Origin of the sequence: Stenotrophomonas sp. SAU14A_NAIMI4_8 (assembly GCF_003086695.1) — a bacterium.
GTDB lineage: Bacteria > Pseudomonadota > Gammaproteobacteria > Xanthomonadales > Xanthomonadaceae > Stenotrophomonas.
In genome coordinates, this window is record NZ_CP025999.1 from 2,981,583 (window position 1) to 3,006,468 (window position 24,886).

21 protein-coding genes are annotated in these 24,886 nt (G+C 66.5%); 9 read left to right on the top strand and 12 right to left on the bottom strand.

The window, feature by feature from the left end:
• Positions 1 to 5 precede the first annotated feature (5 nt).
• The 6 genes from C1930_RS13780 to prmB form a co-directional block, all read right to left on the bottom strand.
• Positions 6 to 365 carry a VOC family protein gene (locus tag C1930_RS13780; protein ID WP_108754846.1) on the bottom strand — a complete coding sequence of 120 codons (360 nt, stop codon included), beginning with the start codon at positions 363 to 365 and terminating at the stop codon, positions 6 to 8.
• Positions 366 to 386: 21 nt separating this feature from the next.
• Positions 387 to 2,372, bottom strand: a complete 1,986-nt coding sequence (locus C1930_RS13785; protein WP_108771969.1) for a FimV/HubP family polar landmark protein — start codon at positions 2,370 to 2,372, stop codon at positions 387 to 389.
• A gap of 270 nt (positions 2,373 to 2,642) precedes the next feature.
• On the bottom strand, positions 2,643 to 3,671 hold the full coding sequence (locus tag C1930_RS13790; RefSeq protein ID WP_108771970.1) for an aspartate-semialdehyde dehydrogenase: 1,029 nt from the start codon (positions 3,669 to 3,671) through the stop codon (positions 2,643 to 2,645).
• Between the two features lie 91 nt (positions 3,672 to 3,762).
• Positions 3,763 to 4,800 (bottom strand): D-glycerate dehydrogenase, encoded by a 1,038-nt coding sequence (locus C1930_RS13795; RefSeq protein ID WP_108771971.1) that lies wholly within the window; start codon positions 4,798 to 4,800, stop codon positions 3,763 to 3,765.
• On the bottom strand, positions 4,793 to 5,896 hold the full coding sequence (gene aroC / locus C1930_RS13800) for a chorismate synthase (protein WP_108753713.1): 1,104 nt from the start codon (positions 5,894 to 5,896) through the stop codon (positions 4,793 to 4,795). The genes C1930_RS13795 and aroC overlap by 8 nt, the downstream gene beginning before the upstream one ends.
• The gene (prmB, locus tag C1930_RS13805; RefSeq protein ID WP_108754847.1) at positions 5,893 to 6,822 is read right to left on the bottom strand and encodes a 50S ribosomal protein L3 N(5)-glutamine methyltransferase; all 930 of its coding nucleotides are present in this window, start codon (positions 6,820 to 6,822) and stop codon (positions 5,893 to 5,895) included. The genes aroC and prmB overlap by 4 nt, the downstream gene beginning before the upstream one ends.
• A 122-nt stretch (positions 6,823 to 6,944) precedes the next feature.
• On the opposite strand from prmB, the gene C1930_RS13810 reads away from it, so the two are divergent.
• Complete coding sequence (locus tag C1930_RS13810; RefSeq protein WP_108750247.1) at positions 6,945 to 7,595, top strand: SCO family protein; 651 nt, start codon at positions 6,945 to 6,947, stop codon at positions 7,593 to 7,595.
• Positions 7,592 to 8,434 (top strand): archaetidylserine decarboxylase, encoded by an 843-nt coding sequence (gene asd, locus C1930_RS13815; RefSeq protein WP_108771972.1) that lies wholly within the window; start codon positions 7,592 to 7,594, stop codon positions 8,432 to 8,434. Before C1930_RS13810 ends, asd begins: the two co-directional genes overlap by 4 nt.
• A gap of 141 nt (positions 8,435 to 8,575) precedes the next feature.
• On the opposite strand, the gene C1930_RS13820 is transcribed toward asd, so the two are convergent.
• Positions 8,576 to 8,923, bottom strand: a complete 348-nt coding sequence (locus tag C1930_RS13820) for a ribonuclease E inhibitor RraB (protein WP_108753715.1) — start codon at positions 8,921 to 8,923, stop codon at positions 8,576 to 8,578.
• A gap of 20 nt (positions 8,924 to 8,943) precedes the next feature.
• The gene (locus C1930_RS13825) at positions 8,944 to 10,554 is read right to left on the bottom strand and encodes a transglycosylase SLT domain-containing protein (protein ID WP_108756799.1); all 1,611 of its coding nucleotides are present in this window, start codon (positions 10,552 to 10,554) and stop codon (positions 8,944 to 8,946) included.
• 123 nt (positions 10,555 to 10,677) lie between these two features.
• Here C1930_RS13825 and C1930_RS13830 point away from each other — a divergent pair, with 123 nt between their 5' ends.
• Together C1930_RS13830 and greB are read left to right on the top strand one after the other, a co-directional pair.
• Complete coding sequence (locus tag C1930_RS13830; protein WP_108756800.1) at positions 10,678 to 12,183, top strand: helicase HerA-like domain-containing protein; 1,506 nt, start codon at positions 10,678 to 10,680, stop codon at positions 12,181 to 12,183.
• A gap of 120 nt (positions 12,184 to 12,303) precedes the next feature.
• The gene (greB, locus tag C1930_RS13835) at positions 12,304 to 12,810 is read left to right on the top strand and encodes a transcription elongation factor GreB (RefSeq protein WP_108771973.1); all 507 of its coding nucleotides are present in this window, start codon (positions 12,304 to 12,306) and stop codon (positions 12,808 to 12,810) included.
• A gap of 125 nt (positions 12,811 to 12,935) precedes the next feature.
• Here the strand turns inward: greB and C1930_RS13840 are convergent, their stop codons facing one another.
• Together C1930_RS13840 and rimO are read right to left on the bottom strand one after the other, a co-directional pair.
• Positions 12,936 to 13,751: a DUF3025 domain-containing protein gene (locus tag C1930_RS13840; protein ID WP_108771974.1), complete on the bottom strand. Its 816-nt coding sequence runs from the start codon at positions 13,749 to 13,751 to the stop codon at positions 12,936 to 12,938.
• Positions 13,752 to 13,759: 8 nt separating this feature from the next.
• Positions 13,760 to 15,121 carry a 30S ribosomal protein S12 methylthiotransferase RimO gene (gene rimO, locus C1930_RS13845; RefSeq protein ID WP_108771975.1) on the bottom strand — a complete coding sequence of 454 codons (1,362 nt, stop codon included), beginning with the start codon at positions 15,119 to 15,121 and terminating at the stop codon, positions 13,760 to 13,762.
• Positions 15,122 to 15,325: 204 nt separating this feature from the next.
• Here rimO and C1930_RS13850 point away from each other — a divergent pair, with 204 nt between their 5' ends.
• Genes C1930_RS13850 through C1930_RS20450 form a run of 3 tightly spaced genes read left to right on the top strand, consistent with a single transcriptional unit; the run spans position 15,326 to position 16,599 of the window.
• Entirely contained in the window at positions 15,326 to 15,997 is a 672-nt protein-coding gene (locus C1930_RS13850) for a dienelactone hydrolase family protein (protein WP_108756803.1), read from the top strand.
• Positions 15,994 to 16,416, top strand: a complete 423-nt coding sequence (locus C1930_RS13855) for an HIT family protein (protein ID WP_108750256.1) — start codon at positions 15,994 to 15,996, stop codon at positions 16,414 to 16,416. The genes C1930_RS13850 and C1930_RS13855 overlap by 4 nt, the downstream gene beginning before the upstream one ends.
• Positions 16,417 to 16,431: 15 nt before the next feature.
• Positions 16,432 to 16,599, top strand: a complete 168-nt coding sequence (locus C1930_RS20450; RefSeq protein WP_005410498.1) for a DUF5668 domain-containing protein — start codon at positions 16,432 to 16,434, stop codon at positions 16,597 to 16,599.
• Positions 16,600 to 16,683: 84 nt separating this feature from the next.
• On the opposite strand, the gene dcd is transcribed toward C1930_RS20450, so the two are convergent.
• On the bottom strand, positions 16,684 to 17,256 hold the full coding sequence (gene dcd, locus C1930_RS13860) for a dCTP deaminase (RefSeq protein WP_108750257.1): 573 nt from the start codon (positions 17,254 to 17,256) through the stop codon (positions 16,684 to 16,686).
• A gap of 377 nt (positions 17,257 to 17,633) precedes the next feature.
• Between dcd and C1930_RS13865 the strand changes: the two genes are divergently transcribed.
• A complete protein-coding gene (locus C1930_RS13865; RefSeq protein WP_108771976.1) occupies positions 17,634 to 20,681 on the top strand; it encodes a TonB-dependent receptor in 3,048 nt (1,015 codons plus the stop codon).
• 78 nt (positions 20,682 to 20,759) lie between these two features.
• Here the strand turns inward: C1930_RS13865 and apbC are convergent, their stop codons facing one another.
• Positions 20,760 to 21,614 carry an iron-sulfur cluster carrier protein ApbC gene (apbC, locus tag C1930_RS13870; RefSeq protein WP_108756806.1) on the bottom strand — a complete coding sequence of 285 codons (855 nt, stop codon included), beginning with the start codon at positions 21,612 to 21,614 and terminating at the stop codon, positions 20,760 to 20,762.
• A 355-nt stretch (positions 21,615 to 21,969) separates the two neighbouring features.
• On the opposite strand from apbC, the gene C1930_RS13875 reads away from it, so the two are divergent.
• Positions 21,970 to 24,774, top strand: coding sequence for a TonB-dependent receptor (locus C1930_RS13875; RefSeq protein WP_108771977.1), 2,805 nt, complete (start codon positions 21,970 to 21,972; stop codon positions 24,772 to 24,774).
• The last annotated feature ends 112 nt before the right edge of the window (positions 24,775 to 24,886 follow it).

Genomic DNA, 24,886 nt, shown 5'->3' on the forward strand with positions numbered 1-24,886 from the left:
TGCGGTCAGGCCGGATCGCGTTCGGACCAGACCGCCAGTTCGTTGCCACCCGGTTCGATGAACTGGAAGCGGCTGCCACCCGGGAACGAGAACACCTCGCGCACGATGCGGCCACCGGCCTGCTGGACCGCGCTCTGCACCGGCAGCAACTGGTCGGCGTAGAGCACCAGCAGCGGCGCGCCGGTGCTGGCCTGCTGCGGCGTTGCGCGGAAGAAGCCGCCCTGCAGGCGGCCATCATCGAACGCGGTGTAATCACTGCCGTAATCGACGAACGACCAGCCGAATACCGCTTCGAAGAACGCACGGCTGGCGGCGGGATCGCTGGAGGCGAATTCAACGTAGTCGATGCGGCGCTCGCGGGTCATGGCAGTGTCCGTCATGGGGAATCAATCCAAGCGTGCCAGCAGTTCACGTGCCTGCGCCTGGCAGTGCACGTCGCCCTGCTCGGCCACTTCCTGCAACAGGGTGCGCGCGGTCTGCGCATCGCCCAGGTCCAGATAGGCGATGGCCAGTTCCAGCCGCTCCTGGCCGGGGCGCGGCGCCCAGTCGTGTGCATCGGGCTGCGCGGCAACCGGCACTTCCTCCACGTCATCAGCGGCGTCGGACGCTGCGACGGCGGGGTCTTCGTGCGGCTCGGCCGGCAGGTCGAACACGCCGCGGAACTGCGGCTGCTGCTCGGCATGCAGGGCGTAGTCGGGTACGCCCACGGCCTGGGTTTCCGCAGGGACCGCATCGAGCCGCGCGGCCTCAGCTTGTGCTTCCGGTTCCGGTTCCGGCTCCAGCGCATCCCATTGCGGCGGCGTGGCCACGGCCGCCGGCAGTTCGCTTTCGGTGTCCTCAAGCGGCGTGGTCGCGTCGGACGCGTCGGCCTGCGCGGAGACGGTGTCCTCTGCGTCCTGGTGGGTGTCGGCCGCGGTGGCCCATTCCGGCATCGCCGGCTCCTGGCGGGCATCGCCGGACGCCGGGGACGCCCACGCCGACTGCTCGGCCAGGGTGTCCAGCGCTGCACCGGCCGGTACCGCTGCGGCCAGGGCGGCCGCATCGCTCTCGTCGCGCAGCGGCGGCAGGGGCGAAGGCTTGCGCCGGCGCATCAGCCAGGCCGCACCTGCAATGAGCAGCAGCAACGGCAGCCCCAGCCAGTACCACGGTGTGCCTGCACTGGTTGCGCCCGCCGGCTGTTCCAGGCGTTGCTGCGCAGCGGCCAGGTCGTTGTCCTTCAGGGCGATCAGCGACTGCTGCTGGTCCTTCAGCTTTTCCAGTTCGGCCACGCGCTGCTTCAACTCGCCGATCTCGGCATCGCGCGTGGCGATGTCTTCCTTGGCCTGTCGCAGTTGTTCATTGCCCAGCATGTCACCCTCGCTGCCGGCAGCGGTGCCGGTCGTTGTGCCCGCGTGGGCGGCATCGGCCGCCAGCGCTGGAGCAATCTCAAGACGCGCCCCGGTGGCGGGGGCCGGTGCAGCCGATGCGGTAGTGGCGACCGCCGCCGGCGCGCCGGCCGGCTGCGGCACGGTGCGTGCCTGCCGCCATTGCGCGGCGTGTTCGCGCAGCATGGCCGCCGCTTCGGCCGCATCGACGGCAGCCAGCGCGGCCGCGTCCGGCACCCGCAGCACCGCGCCCTGCTTGAGCAGGTTGGCGTTGCCGCGGATGAAGGCTTCGGGGTTGGCGCGCAGCAGGGCGATCATCGCCCGGTCACGGCTGACCTGGTTGCCACGCGCGACCGCGTCGGCAATCTGCGAAAGGGTCTGACCGTGCTGCACGGTCACGCTGCCATTGGCGGCCGGCGCTGCCGCGCGCGGTGCCGCCGTCGCAGTCGCACGCGTGGGCGCCTTGGCGGGCGCAGACGGCGCAGACGGCGCAGCGGCAGGCGGCGTGGGTGCCGGGGCGTCGCGGACGATGGTGTCCGGCAACATGCCGGCCGGCGCCACGATTTCCGGTTCGGCCACCGCCAGGGCATTGGCCGGCGCATCCACCAGGGCCGAGTATTCGCGCACCAGGCGCCCCTGGCCCCAGTCGGCTTCGATCAGGAAACTCAGCGACGGGGTCTCGACCGGGGTCTGCGAGGTCACCCGCACCACTGCCCTGCCCTGCGCATTGGTGGTCAGTTCGAACTGCAGTTCACTGACCAGCCCGGTCGGCCGTTGCAGGCCCACGCGTTCGAAGGTGACCGGCGAGGCCAGCGCCACCCGCAGGTTTTCCAGTTCGGAGGGATCGGCCGATACGACGGGGATCTCGGCCAGCAAGGGCTGGCCGGGGCGCGACAGCACGCGGATGTCGCCCAGACCCAGGGCCATGGCCGAACTGCTGGCCAGGGCCAGCAGCGCTGCGGAAAGATAGGTGAGCGGGCGGCGCGCGCCCTTGGCCCGTTTGTTCATGGGCGACACTATAAAGCGTGCGGACCAAGGTCCGCACCCACCGATTGAGGCGGGCCGCACCCACCGGATGGGACGGGCCGCACCCACCGGATGGGACGATACGCGCCCATCGGGTGGGGCGATACGCGCCCATCGGGTGGCGGCGATGCCCCGTAGAGTCGAGCTTGCTCGACTGCCTTGAACGCAGGCGAGCAGAAGCAGTCGAGCAAGCTCGACTCTACGAAGGGCAGAAGCAGCCGGGCATGGCCCGGCTCTACAGGACAGCAGGTGTCAGCGCTGTTCGGCGGCGACCAGCTCGGCCAGCTGCACGGCGTTCAGGGCGGCGCCCTTGCGCACGTTGTCCGACACGATCCACAGGTTCAGGCCGCGCGGGTGCGACAGGTCTTCGCGGATGCGGCCGACGTACACCGCGTCGGTGCCCGAGGCATGGGTGACCGGGGTCGGGTAGCCGCCGGCTTCATGGCGGTCCACCACTTCCACGCCCGGCGCCTGTTCCAGCAGCGCACGCGCTTCGGCCACGGTGACCTTGTCGCGGGTTTCGATCGCCACCGATTCGGAATGACCGTAGAACACCGGCACGCGCACCGCGGTCGGGTTCACCAGGATGCTGTCGTCACCGAGGATCTTGCGGGTTTCCCAGACCAGCTTCATTTCTTCCTTGGTGAAGCCGTTGTCCTGGAAATCGTCGATGTGCGGGATCAGGTTGAAGGCGATCTGCACCGGGAAGCGCTGCGGATCGATGTCCTGGAAGCTGAGCAGCTGGCCGGTCTGCTTGCCCAGCTCTTCCATCGCCGAACGGCCACCGCCGGACACCGACTGGTAGGTGGACACGTTGATGCGCTCGATGCCGTACTTGCGGTGCAGCGGCGCCAGCGCCACCAGCATCTGCATGGTCGAGCAGTTCGGGTTGGCGATGATGCCGCGCGGACGATTGCCGACCTGGTCCGGGTTGACCTCGGACACCACCAGCGGCACGTCGTCGTCGTAACGGAAGGCCGAGGAGTTGTCGATCACCACGGCACCCGCCGCGGCGAACTTCGGTGCATATTCCTTGGACACGCTGCCGCCAGCCGAGAACAGGGCGATTTCAACGCCGCTGGGATCGAAGGTAGCCAGGTCCTGGATCTTGATCTTCTGGCCTTCGTATTCGACTTCACCACCGGCCGAGCGCTCGGAGGCGAGCAGGCTCAGGGTGCCGACGGGGAAGCCGCGCTCGGCCAGGATGGATAGCATGGTCTCGCCGACCGCACCGGTGGCGCCGACGATGGCGACGTGGAAGCTGCGTTGTGCATTGCTCATGGGGGAACTCTCACGAAAAACGGGAAGGGGAAAACTCACGCACGACAGCTGGGTTCGGGGAACCTCCTCGGACGGGGCGCGTGGAGGTTCCCTATCGTTTCCCGCTTTTTTTACCCAGCACGGCACGCGCAGCCAGGGCTGCGTCGGCATTGATCGCGCTCGGCATGGCGGTCGGGCTACCCGACAGACCCAGGCCGGCCAGCAGGTTGTCCACCGCCAGCTGCACCATGGCCGTGCGCGTGGCCAGCGAGGCGCTGCCGATATGCGGGGTCAGCACCACGTTGCGCAGCGCCAGCAGTTCCGGGCGCACCTTGGGCTCGCCCTCGTAGACATCCAGCCCGGCGGCGGCCAGGCGGCCGTTGGCCAGGGCATCGACCAAGGCCAGTTCATCGACGATGCCGCCGCGGGCGATGTTCACCAGGGTGGCCGAGGGCTTCATCTTCGCCAGCGCGGCGGCGTCGATGATGTGGTGCGAGGCCGGGGTGTACGGCAGCACGGTGACCAGGTGGTCGGACTGCGCCAGCAGCGTGTCCAGGTCCACGTAGGTCGCGCCCAGTGCCGCCTCGGTGTCGGCCTGCAGGCGCGAACGGTTGTGGTACAGCACCTTCATGCCGAACCCGTGCGCGCCACGGCGGGCAATGCCCTGGCCGATGCGGCCCATGCCGAGGATGCCCAGGGTGCTGCCATGGATATCGGCACCGAGCATGGTCTGGAACGACCACTGCCCCCACTTGCCCTCGCGCAGCCAGCGCTCGGATTCGGTGATGCGACGTGCGGTGGCCATCAGCAGGGCAAAGCCCAGGTCGGCCGTGGTTTCGGTCAGCACATCGGGGGTATTGCTGGCCAGGATGCCGGCCGCGCTGAGCGCGTCCACGTCCAGGTTGTTATAGCCCACGCCGACGTTGGCGATCACCTGCAGCTGCGCGGCATCGGCCAGCTGGGCCGCGCCGATGCGCTCGTTGAGGGTGATGATGGCGCCGTCGACCGAGGCCAGCTGTTCGGCGATCTGCTGCGGCGACCAAGCGGTGACGGTTTCGGTGGCGAGCAGCCGCACGCGATCGCGCAGCGGCGCGATGGCCGCGTCGATCAGCGGCTGGCTCACCCATACCGTCGGCCGCGTATCAGCCATCGATCTGCCCGGGAATGCGCGGGGTGATGGTACCGACGTCACCACACTGGGCGCGGTGGCGCAGTGCCTGGTCCATCAACACCAGGGCCATCATGGCCTCGGCGATGGGGGTGGCACGGATGCCCACGCAGGGATCGTGACGGCCGGTGGTGACCACTTCCACCACATTGCCTTCGGTATCCAGTGACGGACCCGGCAGGCGCAGGCTGGAGGTGGGCTTCAGCACGATGGAGGCGACCACCGGCTGGCCGGTGGAAATGCCGCCGAGGATGCCGCCGGCATGGTTGCTGGCAAAGCCCTGCGGGGTCAGCAGATCGCGGTGTTCGGTGCCCTTCTGCGCGGCGCTGGCGAAACCGTCGCCGATCTCCACGCCCTTGACCGCGTTGATGCTCATCAGCGCGGCGGCCAGGTCGCCATCGAGCTTGCCGTAGATGGGTTCACCCCAGCCCGGCGGCACGTTGTCGGCCACCACGTCCACGCGCGCACCGACCGAATCACCGGACTTGCGCAGCGCATCCATGTACGCCTCCAGCTGCGGCACCTGTTCGGCGTGCGGCCAGAAGAACGGGTTGTCTTCCACCGCCGACCAGTCGAAACCGGCCGGACGGATCTCGCCCAACTGCGACAGGTAGCCCCGCACGGTCACCCCGAAGCGCTCGGCCAGCCACTTCTTGGCGACCACGCCGGCAGCCACGCGCATGGTGGTTTCGCGCGCAGAGGAACGGCCACCACCGCGCGGATCGCGGATGCCGTACTTGTGCCAATAGCTGTAGTCGGCATGGCCCGGACGGAACTGCTGGCCGATGTTGGCGTAATCCTTGCTGCGCTGGTCGGTGTTGCGGATCAGCAGCGCGATGGGGGTACCGGTGGTCAGGCCCTGGTACACGCCGGACAGGATCTCGACCTCATCGGCCTCGCGCCGCGCCGAGGTGTGCCGGCTCTTGCCGGTGGCTCGACGCTGCAGGTCGTGGGCGAATTCGGCCGCATCCAGCGCCAGCCCCGGCGGACAGCCATCGATCACGCAGCCGATGGCCGGCCCGTGCGATTCGCCGAACGTGGTGACGGTGAACAGCTTGCCGAACGAATTGGAGCTCACGGGCGCTGCGCCGCCAGTTCGGTGATGCGGGCGCTGTGGGCGATCAGTTCACGGCATTCGACCGCGAAGATACCCATCTGGCCGACCTTGAATTCGATCCAGGCGAAGTCGACTTCCGGCAGCAGCTTGATCAGGTGCTGTTCGGACTCGCCCACTTCGCAGATCAGCAGGCCGTCTTCGCTCAGGTGCAGCGGCGCGTCGCGCAGGATCTTCAGCACCAGGTCCAGACCGTCGTCGCCGGCGCGCAGGCCCATTTCCGGCTCGTAGGAGTATTCCTGCGGCAGGGCATCGGTCTCGTCGTTGGTGACGTAGGGCGGGTTGGTGACGATCAGGTCGTAGTGGCGACCTGTCAGGCCGTTGAACAGGTCCGACTTCAGCAGGGTGACGTTGTGCGCCTGCAGGCGCTCCTTGTTCTCTTCGGCCAGCGACAGGGCGTCATCGCTCAGGTCCACGCCATCCACTTCCCAGTTCGGGTAGTAGTGGCCCATGGCAATGGCGATGCAGCCCGAGCCGGTGCACAGGTCCAGCGCGCGGCTGACATCGCGGCCGGCCAGCCACGGTTCGAAGCCGCACTCGATCAGCTCGGCGATGGGCGAGCGCGGCACCAGAGCGCGCTTGTCGCTCTTGAAGCTGAGCCCGGCAAACCAGGCCTCGCCGGTCAGGTAGGCGGCGGGGATGCGTTCGTCTATGCGGCGCTGGAACAGCTCCAGCACGCGCAGCTTTTCTTCCTGCAGCAGGCGCGCCTGGCCGTAGGCCGGGCCCAGGTCGTGCGGCAGGTGCAGGCTGTGCAGCACCAGCTGGGTGGCCTCGTCCAGGGCGTTGTCGTAGCTGTGCCCGAAGGTCAGGCCCGCGGCGTTGAAACGGCTGGTGCCGTAGCGGATCAGGTCGATGATCGTGTGGAGTTCGGCGGCCGTTTCAGCGGTCATGGCGGTACTGCGGGCAAAGTGGCCCACGATTATAGGGCTTGCGGCCTGCGCCGGCATCCGTTGCGACGGAAACGATCCGGCCACAGCCGGTATGATGGGGCCCACTTCGCGCGGGAGCCCCCATGTTCAATCGCAACGTCGGCATCATCCTGCTGATCGCCCTGGCCGCGGGCCTGGGCCTGCTGGCCGCGCAGCAGGTGTTCGCGCCGAAGCCGGCGGCCAACCAGCCGGCCACCGAGGCGATCACCCTGTACCCGCAGGCGCGCCCCCTGCCCGACTTCAACCTGGCCCAGTCCGACGGCACCCGCCTGATTCCGGGCGAGCTGAAGGGCCACTGGACACTGGTGTTCCTGGGGTTCACGTTCTGCCCGGACGTGTGCCCGACCACCCTGGCCGAGCTGGCCGGCGCGCAGAACCAGTGGGAGAATCTGCCGGACACGCTGCGCCCGCGCGTGCTGTTCGTCTCGGTTGACCCGGACCGTGACAACGCCACCCGCCTGGGCGAGTACGTGCACGGGTTCCACAAGGACACCCTGGCCGCCAGCGCCGACATTCCCTCACTGGAGCGATTTGCCACCTCGCTGGGCTTCGTGTTCCAGAAGGTGCCGGGCAAGCACTTCGACGAAAACCCCGAGGATTACACCGTCGAGCATTCGGCCAGCCTGGCCGTGCTTGACCCGCAGGGCCGCCTTGCCGGCCTGGTGCGCCCCCCGTTCAACGCGCCGGCCATTGCCCGCGACCTGCAGAAGCTGACCGAGAAATCCGCCCCATGAGCCTGACCACCGCCCTGACGTATGCCCTGCCCCACCGCCTGCTGTCTTCGATGGCGCGCTCGCTGGCGTACTCGGACGATCCGCGCGTATCACGCTGGTTGATCGACACAGTCACCCGCAAGTTCGACGTCAACCTGGACGAAGCGGCCAACCCCGACCCGCGCAGCTACGCCACCTTCAACCAGTTCTTCACCCGTGCACTGAAGCCGGGCGCGCGCGTGGCCGATGCCGATCCGCGCCGCCTGGTGATGCCCGCCGACGGCCGCATCAGCCAGCTGGGGAAGATCGAGGCCGGCCGCATTTTCCAGGCCAAGGGCCAGTCGTTCACCGCCGCCGAACTGCTGGGCAGCGCTGAAGATGCCAAGCCGTACAACGAAGGTCTGTTCGCCACGGTGTACCTGTCGCCGCGCGACTACCACCGCGTGCACATGCCCTGGACCGGCACCCTGCGCGAAACCGTGCACGTGCCGGGCCGACTGTTCAGCGTGGGCCCGGCGGCGGTGAACGGCGTGCCGCGCCTGTTTGCCCGCAACGAGCGCCTGGTCTGCCATTTCGACACCAGCTTCGGCCCGATGGTGAGCGTGATGGTCGGCGCACTGCTGGTGTCGGGCGTGGAAACGGTCTGGAGTGGTGAAGAAATTCCCGCCTACGGCGATCGCATTACCCGCAAGGATTACCGCGGCCAGGGCATCGTGCTGGAGCGCTTCGCCGAGATGGCGCGCTTCAACTACGGCTCGACGGTGATCGTGCTGCTGCCGCCGGGCGTGGCCGAGTTCGCCCCGCAGCTGGGCGCGGAAAGCCCGGTGCAGCTGGGCCAGGCGCTGGCAACGCTGCGCTGAGGGTGGTGGGCGGCGGAATCCCGGGCATTCCCGGAATGCCGGGAATGCCGTCGTAGAGTTGAGCTTGCTCGACTGACGCCATGCCAAGGCAGTCGAGCAAGCTCGACTCTACAAAACCCGAGCAGTCGAGCTTGCTCGACGCTACTGGAGGGTCGGGGCCGGGCCGACGTCCACGCCGTCGTAGTCTTCAACGCCCAGCTGGCTGGCCAGTGCGGCCAGCTCCTGGTTGCGCAGGTCCAGCGAGGCTTCGTCGTGCACCTCGACGCGCTCGACGTGCAGCACGTGGAAGGGCGCATCGCCCTCTTCCGGCTCCTGCTCGAACTGGTCCACCACCGTGTAGCCCTGCTCCTGCAGGCTGGCTGCCAGCGCCTGCAGGCGCTCGGGGGTGGAATGCACGAAGTAGTAACCCCACAGCAGGGGCACGCTGAGATCCCAGTCGGTGTTCTCACGCAGGTTCTCGAACAGGTCGCGGGTGGCTTGCAGGTCCATGCGGTGGGGTCTCCGGGCAGTTACTTGTCGCAGCCCTGCAGCTTCAGGGTCTGGCCCTGGCGCAGGCTGTAGGAAGGGGCCTTCAGGCCATTGGCGCGGGCCAGCACCGGCACGTCGCACTGGAACTTGGCCGCAATGCGGCCCAGGGTGTCACCCTTGCCGACCTTGTAGCTGCGTGCCGGCTTGGCGCGCGGCGCGGGGGCCGGACGCGGTGCGGCCACCGGCGCGCTCGGGGTCGTGGCCACCGGGCTGGCCGCGTTCGGATCGGCCACCGGCACGAGCCCACCCACCGCGACGCTGCCGGTGTAGGTGGTCGCGCTGGGGCGCACGATGGCCGCGTTCAGATCGGCGGTGATCAGCGTGCGCGCCAGGTCCGCGCGCGGGCCGCTGACGCAGTTGCGCTGGTAAAGGCTGGCGATGCGCGTGGTGGCATTGATGAGGGTGCCGGCCGGAATCCAGCCGTCGGCCTCGTAGCGCGGGTTGAGGTTGCGCAGCGCGCGCATGTAGCCATCGCGGGTGCCGTGGCTGCCCAGGCAGATGGTCAGTTCATAGATGGTGGTCGAACGGGCCAGGCGCACCGTGGCCGGCTGCGCGTTGATCTTCGGGAATTCCACGCCGTACTGCTGCGGGTGCAGGTAGATCCATGCCGCGGCGATCACCATCGGCACGTAATCCTTGGTTTCACCGGGGAACTGGTTGTACACGCGGTCCACCCAGAAGCTCTGCCCCGGGTTTTCGCGGGCCACGCGTGCGGCGCGGCCTTCACCGCCGTTGTAACCGGCCAGCGACAGCTCAACGCTGTTGTTCAGTTCACGCATGCGCTCGTTGATGTACGTCGCGCTGGCTTCAGCCGCGCTGCGTGCATCGAAGCGGGTATCGAAGCCGGTGCCATCCGGGCCCAGGCCGAAGCGGCGGCCGGTGGCCGGCATGAACTGCATCAACCCGGCCGCACCGGCACGCGAAGATGCATGCACGCGGCCATTGGATTCCTTGGCCATGATGCCGAACAGCAGGGCCTCGGGCAGGCCACGCTTTTCCCATTCCGGCCACATCACCGCGCGCAGGTTCTGGTAGTTTTCGTAGGTGGTCATCAGCGCCGGCCGCATGTCGGTCAGCCAGCGGCGGATGCCGGCCTGCACGGCCGGGTTGTACTCGACCATGTTGTCGAAGGCATGGCGCTTGTCGTTCAGCAGGGCGGCCGCGCGCGCCGCCTCGGGCACATCGGCAGCCAACGGGCCGACGTGGTCCGGGTCGGCCTCCAGGCGGTCGCCGGCGTCGGCGGTGGCGTCATCATCGCTGGCGGCGTCGGCATCGCGCTTCAGCAGGCGCTTGTAGGTGGCCAGCATGCTGCCCATCTGGCAGCCCTTCTGCTTCACGCATTCGCTGATGACATCTTCCATGTCCTCCAGCGCGGCATCGGCCTCGTTGCTGCCCTTGGGATCGGCATTGGCCACCAGCAGCAGGGCGTCGCCATAGCGCTTCTCGGCCGCGGCCATGCGCTGCTGCAGCGCGTCCACTTTCACCTTGTCCCGCGCCGACACCCGCTGCGCATGGGCGTCGGGCGCCAGGGAAACCAGGCCAACCAGGGCCAGCAGCGGCCAGGTGCGGGAAATCAGGACAGGAACGGGCATTGGTGGCACTGTGTGCGAAACAGGCAGGCAGAGTAGCGGTGCCGCCAAGGTCCGGGCAACCCGGCCGGCGACCGGCTGCCGCCGCCGGTTAACATTGACCGCATTCACCACAAGGGCTGGACCATGGATCCGATTCTGCTGGGAAAAGGCATGACCGACGATGTGGCCGTTACCCTGCTGCCGAAACTGGGCAACCGCCACGGCCTGGTGGCCGGCGCCACCGGCACCGGCAAGACGGTGACCCTGATGACCCTGGCCGAGGGCTTCTCACGGCGCGGGGTGCCGGTGTTCCTGGCCGATGTGAAGGGCGATGTCTCCGGCCTGGCGGTGCCCGGCACGGGCAGCGAGAGCCTGCTGCAGCGCGCCGCGCAGATCGGCGTGGCCGACTACGCCCCGGAAGGCAGTCCCACCGTGTTATGGGACCTGTACGGCAAGCTGGGACACCCGGTACGCACCACCGTCAGCGAAATGGGCCCGACACTGCTGGCGCGCATCCTGGAATTGAACGACACCCAGTCCGGCGTGCTGGACATCGTGTTCAAGCTGGCCGACGACCGCGGCCTGCTGCTGCTGGACATGGACGACCTGCGCGCCCTGCTGGGCCTGGTGGCCGAAGAGCGGAAGGACATTTCCACCGAGTACGGCCTGGTCAGCGCGCAGTCGATCGCCGCCATCCAGCGCGCGCTGCTGCGCCTGGCCCAGGACGGCGGCGAAGGCTTCTTCGGTGAGCCGGCGCTGGAGCTGGCCGACATCATGCGGGTCAATCACGACGGGCGCGGCGTGATCGGCATCCTCGCCGCCGACCAGCTGGTACTCAAGCCCAAGCTGTATTCCACTTTCCTGCTGTGGCTGCTGTCCGAGCTGTTCGAACAGCTGCCCGAAGTGGGCGACCTGGAAAAGCCCAAGCTGGTCTTCATCTTCGACGAGGCGCACCTGCTGTTCGACGACGCGCCGGCCTCGCTGGTGCAGCGCATCGAACAGGTGGTGCGGCTGATCCGCTCCAAGGGCGTGGGCGTGTACTTCTGCTCGCAGTTCCCCGACGACGTGCCGGCCAACATCCTGGGCCAGCTGGGCAACCGCGTGCAGCACGCGCTGCGCGCGTTCACCCCGCGCGACCAGAAGGCGGTGAAGACCGCCGCCGAGACCTTCGTGCCGAACCCGAAGCTGGACGTGGCCAAGGCGCTGGGCCAGCTCGGCACCGGCGAGGCGCTGGTGTCCACGCTGCAGGACAAGGGCGTGCCGATGCCGGTGCAGCAGACCATGATCGCCCCGCCGCGCTGCCGCATGGGGCCGGTGACCGAGGCCGAACGCGCGCAGGTGCGCGCCGGCAGCCCGGTGGGCACCCGCTACGACACGGCAGTGAACCGCGAATCGGCCGCCGAGCTGCTGGCCCAGCGCGCGCAGAAGGCGGTGGAGAAGGTCGAGGCCCCGGCCGCACGCAGCCGCGAACAGGACGAGGCGCAGGAAGGCGGCTTCGGCCAGGCGATCAAGGATGCGATCTTCGGCACCAAGCGCCGCCAGGGCATGATTGAAACCATGGCCAAGCAGACCACCCGCACCGTGGGCACCAAGCTGGGCAACCAGATCGTGCGCGGGCTGCTGGGCGGCATTTTCGGCGGCAAGCGCTGAGCGTTCGCTGCCGGGGTCAGAGCCCTTTCCGTGGGAAAGGGATCTGACCCCGGGGTCGGATCCCTCCCGCCAGGGAGGGCTCCGACCCCATTCCTTACTCCTGAAAAGAATCCGTACTGCATGTCCCGTTGGCGTCCCCCCGCAGAAAAAAGCACTGCCCTGATCACCGCCGCCGGCCATGCCCGGCTGAAAGTCGAACTGGATGAGCTGTGGCGCGTGCGCCGCCCCGAGGTGGTGAAGGCGCTGGCCGCGGCCGCGGCCGAGGGTGATCGTTCCGAGAACGCCGAATACACCTACCGCAAGAAGCAGCTGGGCGAGATCGACCGCCGGGTGCGCTATCTGACCAAGCGCCTGGACGCACTGCGCGTGGTGGACACCACCCCGACCGACCCGCAGGCGGTGTTCTTCGGCGCATGGGTGGAGCTGGAAAACGTGGACAGCGGGCAGACCAGCCGTTATCGCATCGTCGGCCCGGACGAGACCGATGCCGGACTGGGCTGGATCAGCATTGATTCGCCGCTGGCGCGGGCGTTGCTGAAGAAGCGCATCGACGATGAGTTTTCGGTGGAGCTGCCCGGCGGGCAATTCACGTTTGCGGTGATCGGGGTGGAATACCCGCCCCGGTAGAGTCGACTGTCAGTCGACTAGCGCGCAGCGCGGGGCTTTCGCAGATTGCAGGAAAAGCAACGACAGTAGATCCACGCCATGCGTGGATGCAGATTGCAGGAAAAACAGTCGACTGACAGTCGACTCTACCCGGCGCTGTGCAGCGGCGGTGGGTACTGGCGCCCTGCGCGCAGCGGGCGGAAGTAATCGACATCGGCGTAGAAGGCGGCGTCCTGCACGCCGTGCCAGCCGGGAATGCCGGCCAGCGGCAGCGGGCGCAGCTGCAATGGATCAGTCAGCGCCTGGCCGTGTTCGATTGCCTGCACCACCGCTTCGATGCAGGCGCTGTCTTCATCGCCACGCACCACCACGCACTTGCCCACCAGTCGCCGCCCGGGCAGCAGTGCCTGCTCCATCAACGCATGGCCAAACACGGTCGCCACCGCGATAGCGCCCGCCTTCCAGGGTGCGGGCGCGAACAGTGCCGACCAGTCATGCGCGTCCCACGCAGCAAGCAGCGCAGGGTCGCGCACCCGCACCACCACGCCGGTTTCATCGAACTGGGTCAGCGCGGCCTGCGCGCGGTTGCGCTGGCCGGGCGCCATCGCGGCGATGTGCCGGCACTGCTGGCGATTGAGTGCCCGCTTCAACGGCCGCTGGCTGGCCCAGACCAGGGCGTTGAACAGGTCATGCCAGTTCTGCGCACGGGTGGCGAGGCGGCCTTGGGCAATGCGGGTTTCGTAGTGCAGGCCATCGGCCAGCAGCGCGGCGTCCTGTTCCACCAGCTGCAGGCCCGGCACGACCAGGCGCGCATCCAGCGCAGGCACGCCGGGCCAACCAGGTGCGGCCAGCAGGTCAGCGAAAGCCGCCAAGCCGGCATACAGAGGATGCTGGAAGACCGCTGCGGTCACCGCCGCACGCGGCGGCGGCACGAAGCGTCGATGGCCGGCGTCGGCGGCCATCGCTGTTGTCACAGAACCTTGAGGTCGAACGCCGGGCGCGTGCTCGGCGGCAGCGCATCGCCGTACAGATCGTGGTCGTCGCTTTCGGTGATCTCCACGTCGACGAATTCGCCCACGCGCAGCGCCACCTGGTCGGCGTTCTGGATATGCACCAGGCCGTCGATTTCCGGCGCATCGGCGCGCGAACGGGCCACGGCGATATCGCCCTCGATGGCATCGACCAGGCACTGCTGCACGGTGCCGATCCTGGCTTCCAGGCGCGAAGCGGAAATCTGCGCCTGCTTTTCCATGAAGCGCGCCAGGCGCTCCTGTTTCACTTCTTCCGGCACCGGGTCCGGCAGAGCGTTGGCCGTGGCACCTTCCACCGGCGAATAGGCGAAGGCACCCACGCGGTCCAGCTGCGCCTCGTCCAGGAACGAGAGCAGCTCTTCGAACTCGGCCTCGGTCTCGCCGGGGAAACCGACGATGAAGGTCGAACGCACGGTGATGTCCGGGGCGATGCGGCGCCAGTTCTGCACGCGCTCCAGGGTCTTTTCGACCGCACCGGGGCGCTTCATCAGGCGCAGGATGCGCGGGCTGGCGTGCTGGAACGGGATGTCCAGGTACGGCAGGATGCGGTTCTCGGCCATCAGCGGCACCACCTCGTCCACGTGCGGGTACGGGTAGACGTAGTGCATGCGCACCCAGGCATCGAGCTCGGACAGGCCTTCGCACAGCGCCTTCAGGCGGGTCTGGTAGGCCTTGTCGCGCCACATCTTTTCGGCGTACTTCACGTCCACGCCGTAGGCCGAGGTGTCCTGCGAAACCACCAGCAGTTCCTTCACCCCGCCGCGCACCAGCCGCTCGGCTTCGCGCAGCACGTCATCCACCGGGCGCGAGACCAGTTTGCCGCGCATCGAGGGAATGATGCAGAAGCTGCAGTGGTGGTTGCAGCCTTCGGAAATCTTCAGATAGGCGTAGTGGCGCGGGGTCAGCTTGATGCCGTAGTCGGGCACCAGGTCCACGAACGGGTCGTGCTTGGGCGGCAGCGCTTCATGCACCGCTTCCATCACGCTCTGGTAGTCCTGCGGGCCAGAGACCGCCAGCACGTTCGGGTAGGCCTCGCGGATCTGTTCCGGGCGCTTGCCCAGGCAGCCGGTGACGATCACCTTGCCGTTCTGGTTCATGGCCTCGCCGATCGCATCCAGCGATTCGGTCACCGCCGAATCGATGAAGCCGCAGGTGTTGACCACCACCACGTCGGCCGAATCGTAGGACGGGACGATGTCGTAGCCTTCCGAGCGGAGCTGGGTGAGGATGCGCTCGGAATCGACAAGGGCCTTCGGGCAGCCAAGGCTGACGAAGCCGACTTTGGGGTTCAGCTGGGACATGGAAATCGCGGGACTCTGGGGGCCTGGGCCCCTGCCGGCATGGCAGGGGGACCTGGGGGCCGGGGCCTGAAAGGGCGCCAGTATACCGGGGTTGGCGCCTGCGCCTGAACGGCCAGCCGCCTGATCGGGCACAGCCGCTGACGCGCCGCTAACCCGGCCAGCACCGACAATGCAGGCCTGTCCCCTGCAACGAGGTTCCCGACGATGTCCGAATGGATCACCCTGGATACGCACCACGGCCCGGTTCGCGCCTGGCAGGCCCTGCCCGACGGCAAGCCCCGCGCCGGCCTGGTGGTGGTGCAGGAGATCTTCGGCGCCAACCCGCATATCCGCAGCGTGGCCGAACGCTTCGCCGCCGAGGGCTATGCGGTGCTGGCGCCGTCGTTCTTCGATCTGGTCGATGGCGCCGAGGCCGACACCGATGCCCTGCCCTACACCGCCGAAGGCGTGAAGGACGGGCTGGAACGGGTGAACACCCTGGGCATGGAAAAGGCCCTGGAAGTGGTGCGCGCCGCTGCCACCCGGCTGGCCCCGTACGGCAAGGTCGGCACCGTCGGCTACTGCTGGGGCGGCAGCGTGGCCCTGCTGGCGGCCATGCGCCTGGGCCTGCCCTCGGTGAGCTACTACGGCGGCCGCAACGTGCACTATCTGGACGAAACGCCCAAGGCCCCGGTGATCTTCCACTTCGGCGCGCAGGACAAGAGCATTCCGCCGGAGGCGGTGCAGGCCCACCGCGAAAAGCTGCCGCAGATGCCCACTTACGTCTATCCGGCCGACCACGCCTTCAACCGCGACGTCGGACATGCGTATGATCCAGACAGCGCCACCCTGGCGCTGCAACGCACCCTGGACTTCTTCACGGAGCATCTTGGATGAGCGAGTTCGAACTGGATACACGCCTGGCCACCGACAGCGTGCTGGTCGCCGAAGGCCCGTTGTCGCAAGTGCGGTTGATGAACGATGAACGCTTCCCCTGGTTGGTGCTGGTACCGCGCCTGGCCGGGGTGACCGAGTGGATCGAGCTGGACGGCGAGCAGCAGGACAAGCTGCGCACCGAACTCAACCGCGCCTGCAAGGCCCTGAAGGGCTCGGACGGGGTGGAGAAGATCAACATCGGCGCGCTGGGCAACATCGTGCGCCAGCTGCATTTCCATGTGATCGGCCGCCACGACGGTGATCCGGCCTGGCCTGGCCCGGTCTGGGGCAGCGGCCCGGCCCACCGCTACGACCCGGCGGCACTGGACCAGCATGTCGCCTACTGGAAGGAACGGCTAGGATATCCGGCCCACTCCTGAGACAGTGCCGACCCGATGCGATTCAACCTCGTCGCCGCCATCCTGCTGATCCTGATCGGCCTGTTCATGCTTGCCAGCAACCTGGGCTGGACGCATCTGAACCTGTCCAAGCTGCTGCTGACCTGGTGGCCGGTGGCACTGGTGGGCGTGGGCATCGCCATGCTGTTCGGGCGCGGCAAGTAAGGTAGCGCCGGGCCATGCCCGGCGAATGAACCACGCGGCCCATACGAAAACGCCGGGCATGGCCCGGCGCTACCGATATCTTGATCAGGTACGCGGCAGGGTCACGCCGGTCTGGCCCTGGTACTTGCCACCACGGTCCTTGTAGGACGTCTCGCAGACGTCATCGGCAGCGGCCTGGAAGAACAGCATCTGCGCCACGCCTTCGTTGGCATAGATGCGCGCCGGCAGCGGCGTGGTGTTGCTGAATTCCAGGGTCACGTGCCCTTCCCATTCCGGCTCCAGCGGGGTCACGTTGACGATGATGCCGCAGCGCGCGTAGGTGCTCTTGCCCAGGCACACCACCAGGGTGTCGCGCGGAATGCGGAAGTACTCGACGGTGCGCGCCAGCGCGAAGCTGTTGGGCGGAATGATGCACTCATCGCCAACGATGTCCACGAAGCTGCCCGGGTCGAAGTGCTTGGGATCGACGATGGTGGAGTTGATGTTGGTGAACACCTTGAACTCGCGCGAGCAGCGCACGTCGTAGCCGTAGCTGGACGTACCGTAGCTGACGATGCGCTCGCCGTTGGCCTGCTTCACCTGCCCGGCCTCGAAGGGCTCGATCATGCCGTGCTGCTCGGACATGCGGCGGATCCAACGGTCACTCTTGATGCTCATGCTTTGTCCTGGTTGATCGAGAAATTCGGGACGCCACCCGAGGCGGCGATTCTACAGCCCGCCTCCGCATGGCGGCCACGGCGGGCGCGCGCCGCGAACGACGCTTAACAAGTGATACTTATTCTCCCATATATTTTCACTTAGCACGAATATGTCGTGTTCGCCAGTACCGCAAGGCCATTCGATACATTTCGTTGCAAATTGAAATCACCTGTATTTTCAACGTGTTGCACAGGTATTTCCGGACCCTGGCGTGCTGCACTGCCGCAGCAATGTTGCGTGAAGAAGACGTGCTCGTTACGTTTCCATTCAGCCTGAACAACCCGTTCAGGCAACTCAACGCGGTATCCGTCCCCGCTCTCCAGCCAAGGAACACGATGACTGTGAACAACAAACGGCGCAGCCTGAAGCGCACCGCCCTGGCGGTAATGCTCAGCGCACTGGCCGGCACCAGCTACGCACAGAGCACTTCCGGCGACATCATCGGCAGCGTCACTGCAGCCGACAAGGTCCAGGTGAAAAGCCTGTCCTCCGGCGCCACCCGTGAAGTGAACGTCAGCGCCGATGGGCGCTTCCGCGTCTCACAGCTGCCCACCGGCACCTACGAGGTCACCACGGTCAGCAACGGCACGCCCACCGCCACCACCCGCGTGACCGTGGTTGCCGGCCAGTCGTCGGTCACCACTTTCGCCAGCACCAACGGCAGTGCGGCCACCTCGCTGGATACGGTGAACGTGCGCGCCCTGGGCGCGGCCAACACCATCGACCTGGGCAGCGTTGAATCGCGCACCACGTTCACCGCCGACAAGCTCAACTCGCTGCCGGTGGCGCGTGACATCACCAGCATCTCGCTGCTCACCCCCGGCACCGTCGCGGCCAGTGGCTACTTCGGTCCGGCCTCGTTCGGCGGCGCCTCGGCGGCGGAAAACAGCTACTACGTCAACGGCTTCAACGTCACCAATCTGTACGACAGCCTGTCGTTCTCCGAGGTGCCGTACCAGGCCATCGACCAGCTGGACGTGCAGACCGGCGGCTACGGCGCGCAGTACGGCTTCTCCACCGGCGGCGTGACCAGCGTCAACGTCAAGCGCGGCACCAACGAGTGGAAGGGCGGCTTCAGCTGGACCGGCGCACCGGATTCGCTGCGCGAGAACGAGCCGGACACCTACTACAACGACGGCTCGATCTTCCGCTCCTACGATCGCAACAGCAGCAGTTCCAACGTCTACAGCGTGTGGGCCGGTGGCCCGCTGATCGAAGACAAGCTGTTCGTGTTCGCCATGGGCCAGTTCAGCAATTCCAAGACCGGCAGCTACAGCAGCCGCGGCTCGCAGTACACGACCAACGGCCGACCGCCCACCGCCGCAGCGCTGTCCACCACCGCCTACGACTACGAGTCCAAGACCCCGTACTGGCTGTTGAAGCTGGACTGGTACCTGAACGAAAGCAACCACCTGGAATACACCGGCTTCGACAACAGCCGCCGCTACAACTACGACTACTACAACGCCGCCTACGACGATGCCAGCAGCGGCGGCGAGCCGGCCAAGACCAGCTACCTGGGCGAACTGGTGGGCAAGACCGGCGGCCAGACCGACGTGTTCAAGTGGACCAGCTACCTGACCGACAACCTGACCGCCTCGGTCCAGTACGGGCAGATGCGCAACCGCAGTTCGGAGCACACGATCAGCCCCGATGGCGTGATGGGCACCTACAACGGTGACATCAACAGCCCCGAAGGCAGCTGCCCCTACGTACTGGACTACCGTACCGAGACCGGCGGCACCGGCCGTCGCATCGGCTGCGCCGTGGCCAGCACGGTTGGCATCTTCGGTGGCAGCAACGAACGCAAGGGCACCCGCCTGGACTTCGACTGGCAGCTGGGCGACCACAAGATCGGCTTCGGTTACAGCGACGAGAAGTGGACCTCGGTGCAGGGCACCTCGTACTCGGGCGGCGCGTTGTGGTACCTGGAAGACGACTACGCCGAGCGGGTGAACTTCCGCAACGGTGGTTCGATCAAGATCAAGCAGCAGTCGTGGTACCTGCAGGACAACTGGCAGATCACGCCGAACTTCATGCTGTACGCGGGCATCCGCAACGATTCGTTCGACAACAAGAACTCCGACGGCATTTCCTTCGTCAAGCAGGATGACATCTGGCAGCCGCGTGCCGGCTTCTCGTGGGACATCCTGGGCGATGGCCGCAGCAAGCTCTTTGCCTCGGTCGGCCGCTACTCGCTGCCCATCGCGGCCAACGTGGCACTGCGCGCGGCCAGCGCGTCCTACTACCTGGACGAATACTTCACCTATAGCGGCATCAACCCGAATGGCTCGCCGATCATCACCGGCAGCTACGAGGACGGCGCCTACGACGCGGTGATCAATGGCGAAAGCGGTGCGACCCCGGATCCGCGTGCGGTGGCCTCGCGCGGCCTGAAGCCGTACACCCAGGATGAAGTGATCCTGGGCTACCAGCAGCAGATCAGCTCGTCGATCGATTTCCTGAACGACTGGACCGTGGGCATCAAGGCCACCTACCGTCGTATCAACAACGTGATCGATGACACCTGCGATTCGCGTTCGCTGTACAACGCGGCGGTGGCGGCGGGCTACGACCTGTCCAACTGGTCCGATCCTTGGACCGTGCCCGAAGGCCTGCCGGGCTGCTGGATCTACAACCCGGGCAGCGATCTGAACGTCACCCTGGACGTGGACGGCGACGGCAACGCAGACGACATCACGGTGCCGGGTGCAACCCTGGGCCCGAAGGCCAAGCGCAGCTACAAGGCGGTGACCCTCAGCGCCGACAAGCAGACCGAGCGCTGGTACGCCAGCCTGTCCTATACCTGGTCGAAGCTGGAAGGCAACTACGAGGGCCTGGTCAAGAGCACCAACGGCCAGGACGACACCGGCACGACCTCGGACTTCGACTTCGCCGAGATCATGTACGGCGCCAACGGCTATCTGTTCAACGACCATCGCCACAGCTTCAAGCTGTACGGCGGCTTCAAGTTCACCGATGAGTGGTCGGTGGGCGTGAACGTGCTGGCCCAGTCCGGCGCGCCCAAGAGCTGCCTGGGCGGCGGCTGGGGCAGCTTCGACACCGAGTACGGCTATAACGGCGTATTCCACACCTGCGAACAGGGCACCGACGAGATCGCCAAGGTCGGCAGCGCGGGCCGCACGCCGTGGCAGTTCACCGTCAGCCCGAACATCACCTACACGCCCAACTGGCTGGAAGGCCTGAGCATGCAGGTGTCGGTGCTCAATGCATTCAACAACATCAAGCCGGTGCAGGTGTACGAAACCAAGTACGGTCGCCCGAGCTCGGCACCGACCATCCGTACCTACTACAACTACAACACCCCGAAGTACTTCAACGACCCGCGCTACGTGCGCTTCCAGGTGCAGTACGACTGGTAAGCCGTATCCCAGGCGTTGAACCTACGGAACCGCCGGCCTTGCGCCGGCGGTTCTTTTTCTGCGCGAGGGCATGCAGGTTTACAGCAGCGAAGACAGGATCGGAATGGAACCGCGCGGGCGCTTGCCCACTTCCTCGATCAACCGCTGCGCGGCCTGGCGGTAGGCCTGGGCGGTGGCCGAATCGGGCTGTGCGGCGGTGATCGGCGTACCGGCATCGCCCTGTTCGCGGATATCGATCTGCAACGGCAGCGAGCCCAGCAGCGGCACGCCGTACTGCGCGGCCATGCGCTCGCCGCCGCCTTCACCGAACAGGTGCTCCACATGCCCACAGTTGCTGCAGGTGTGCACGGCCATGTTCTCGACCACGCCCAGCACCGGCACCTCGACCTTCTCGAACATCTTCAGTGCCTTCTTCGCATCCAGCGTGGCGATGTCCTGCGGGGTGGTGACGATCACCGCACCGGCCAGCGGAATCTTCTGCACCAGGGTCAGCTGGATGTCGCCGGTGCCCGGCGGCAGGTCGATCAGCAGGTAATCCAGGTCATCCCACAGCGTGTCTTCGAACAGCTGGGTGAGCGCTGCAGTGGCACGCGGCGCGCGCATGATCAGCGGCGTCTCGTCTTCCACCAGGTAGCCGATGGACATGGTGTCCACGCCGAACGCGCGCATCGGTTCGATGCTCTTGTTGTCCGGGCTTTCCGGGCGACCGGACAGGCCCAGCATGGCCGGCACGCTGGGGCCATAGATATCGGCATCGAGCACGCCCACGCGTGCGCCCAGCTGCTGCAGCGCCACGGCCAGGTTCACCGAGGTGGTGGACTTGCCCACCCCGCCCTTGCCAGAGCCCACCGCGATCACGTTGCGGATGCGCGCATGCGGGGTCAGGCCCTTCTGGACCTGGCTGGCATGGGGACGGCGGGTCGGACTGTTCACTGCGGACTCCGAAGAGATCTGAATTGAGAGCCAGCCATCATACAAGCTGGGCCACCCGGCTCCCTGGCGGCGGCGACCGCACGCTTGGCTACATACGCAAGCCATTGAACAATAAGCCTTTTATTGAAGCCGCAACACAGTATTGCGCACCGCAACAAACTGACACACTTCCAAATAATCCGCTTAGTCATTGATTGATAAAACGTTTTCAAGACGCCGCTGCCGAACAGCTGTGACAGGCACGTGTGGAGCTTGTTAAAGCCGTGTTACGGTCCAGATGAATGGAATGCAACTGAACACACCTTAAAGCCGTCATGGATGACACCGCCTTGATCTGTTTCGATGGGGATCCTTCATGCACAGCCACCGCAATGCGTTTTCGCGTCACCCACTGACTCTCGCCCTGATCGGCACCCTGCTGGCCAGCGGCGCCGCCGCGGCGCAGGACGGCGCCACCACCCAGCTGGACCGCGTGACGGTTACCGGCTCGCTGATTCCGCAGACCGAGATCGAGAACCACACCCCGGTCCTGACGGTCACTGCCGAAGACATCCAGACCCGCGGCTTCACCAGCGTGGCCGATGTGCTGCAGCAGTCCTCGCTGTCCACCGGCGGCCTGCAGGGCGGCCAGACCTCGGCCTCGTTCACCCAGGGCGCTGAAGCGGCTGGCATGTTCGGCCTCAGCCCGGGCTACACCAAGTACCTGATCAACGGCCGCCCGATGCTTTCGTATCCGGCGCTGTACAACGGCAGCGATACGTTCAACAACATCAGCGGCATCCCGATCGACATCGTCGAGCGCATCGAGATCCTGCCGGGCGGCCAGTCCTCGCTGTACGGTTCGGACGCCATCGCCGGCGTGGTCAACATCATCCTGAAGGAGCGCATGGACGGCGGCACGGTGAGCGTGCGCGGCGGTGCCTACAGCGAAGGCGGCGGCAACAGCTTCCGCTTCAGCGCGGCGCGCGGCTTCAATTCCAAGGATGACCGCTTCAACGCGCTGGTGAACGTGCAGTACGAAAAGACCAGCCCGATCTGGGGTTACCAGCGTGACCTGACCAAGGTCAACAACCCCGACGGTTACAGCCCGCAGTACGTGTCCAACGATTTCCTGGTGCTGCTGCCGGCCAACGGCAACCGCTACGCGATGATGGACCCGGACCTGTGCGCCGACGTGGCGGGCCAGTTCGGTGGCACCACCGTGCTGGGCACCCGCCCCACCGGCCAGGCCTGCGGCTCGGTCTACGGCACCGGCTACAAGACCATCAAGAACGGCAAGGAAAGCGGCCAGATCTACAGCTCGGCCACCTTCGATGTGACTGACAACTTCCAGCTGTTCGGCGACGCGCTGTACAGCCTGGAAGAAGTGAAGTACGCCACCGGCTCGAATTACACCTGGTGGGGCACGTCCTCCGGCTGGGGTCGCTTCTACGACCAGGACAGCGGCCAGTACATGAACCTGCAGCGCGTGTTCGCGCCGGAGGACATCGGCGGCGCCGGCTACCGCGACATCATGAACACCGACCGCAACAAGGCCTACCAGGTCACCCTGGGCGGTCGTGGCACGGCGGGCAACTGGGATTACAGCGCCAGCTTCACCCGTGGCGAGTACAAGCTGACCGAGCGCAACTTCGTGCGCTGGGCCGACCCGATCAACGACTACTTCGAAAACCGTGTGCTGGGTCCGGTGCTGGGCACCACCAGCACGGGCTACAACATCTACAGCCCGGACTGGGATGCGTTCTACTCGCCGCTGCCGTCGGGTGATTTCCAGAGTTTCACCGGCTACACCTACAGCCAGAGCCGCACCTGGCAGAACCTGCTGCGCGCGCAGGTCACCAACGGCTCGCTGTTCAGCCTGCCCGGCGGTGATGCCGGCTTCGCGGTGGTGGTGGAAGGCGGCAGCGAAGGTTGGGATTACACCCCCGATGCCCGTCTGGTCGATGGCAGCGTGTGGGGCACCACGGCGGTGTCCGGCGCCGGCCACCGCAGCAGCTACGCGGTGACCAGCGAACTGCGCCTGCCGCTGCTCGACTCGCTCACCGTGACCGGCTCGGGCCGCTATGACGCCTTCAAGATCGGTGGCAACACCATCGACAAGGCCACCTACAGCGTGGGCCTGGAATTCCGTCCGATCGAAAGCCTGCTGTTCCGCGGCAAGTACGGCACCGCCTTCCGCGCGCCGACCCTGTCCGACGCCTTCCAGGGCGAGAGCGGCTACTACGCCAACGGTTCGACCGACTACTACCGCTGCGGCCAGCTGGGCTTCAACCCGGTTGACACCACCGGCTGCCCGTACGACAGCGTGTCGGTGTTCGGCACCCAGTCCGGCAACCCGGACCTGGAACCGATCACCGCCGACGTCTGGAACGCGGGCGTGGTCTGGGCACCGATCAACAACCTGTCGGTGTCGCTGGACTACTACAACTGGAAGATCGAGAACGAGGTCAACACCCTCAGCTCCGACCAGTTGCTGCTGGCTGAGTACTACTGCCGCAACGGCCAGACCAACAACACCTCGGCCAGCTGCCAGAACGTGAGCGACTGGATCACCCGCGATGCCTCGGGCGTGCTGGATGAGATCTACACGCCGAAGATGAACGTCGCCCGGCAGAACCTGCAGGCACTGACGGCCAGCTTCAAGTACGTGCAGGACGTGGGTCGCTTCGGTTCGCTGCAGTTCTCGGGCAACTACACCAACATGCTCAAGCGCGAACTGCAGCCGCAGCCGGGCGACGAGTACCTGGACCTGCTGCGTGACCCGTACGCGATGTGGGTCTACGATTCCTACGCCAAGGTGCGCGCCGATGGCTCGATCGCCTGGGCCAAGGACAAGTGGACCACCACCCTGTACGCCAACTACATCGGCAAGACGCCGAACTACATGGCCTACGCGGGCAACGGCTACGACTACGTGCACAGCTCGGGCTACAAGGCCGGCAAGTGGGGTTCCTACACCACCTACAACCTGAGCGTGAACTACCGCGCGATGGACAACCTGACCCTGTCGCTGATGGTCAACAACGTGTTCAACAAGCTGCCTGACAACCAGCGCTTCAGCTACGCCGGCACCAGCGGCCAGCCGTACAACAACTACCTGTACAGCGCCTACGGGCGTGCGATCTACGTGCAGGCCAAGTACGACTTCGGCGCGAAGTAAGCCACACCCATAACGCGTTGACTGGAGACCCCGCCTCGGCGGGGTCTTTTTTTTGCCTGACGCCAGGGCCATCGGAGCGCAGGACCGGTTGTGCTGCGCATTGTTAAGCGAA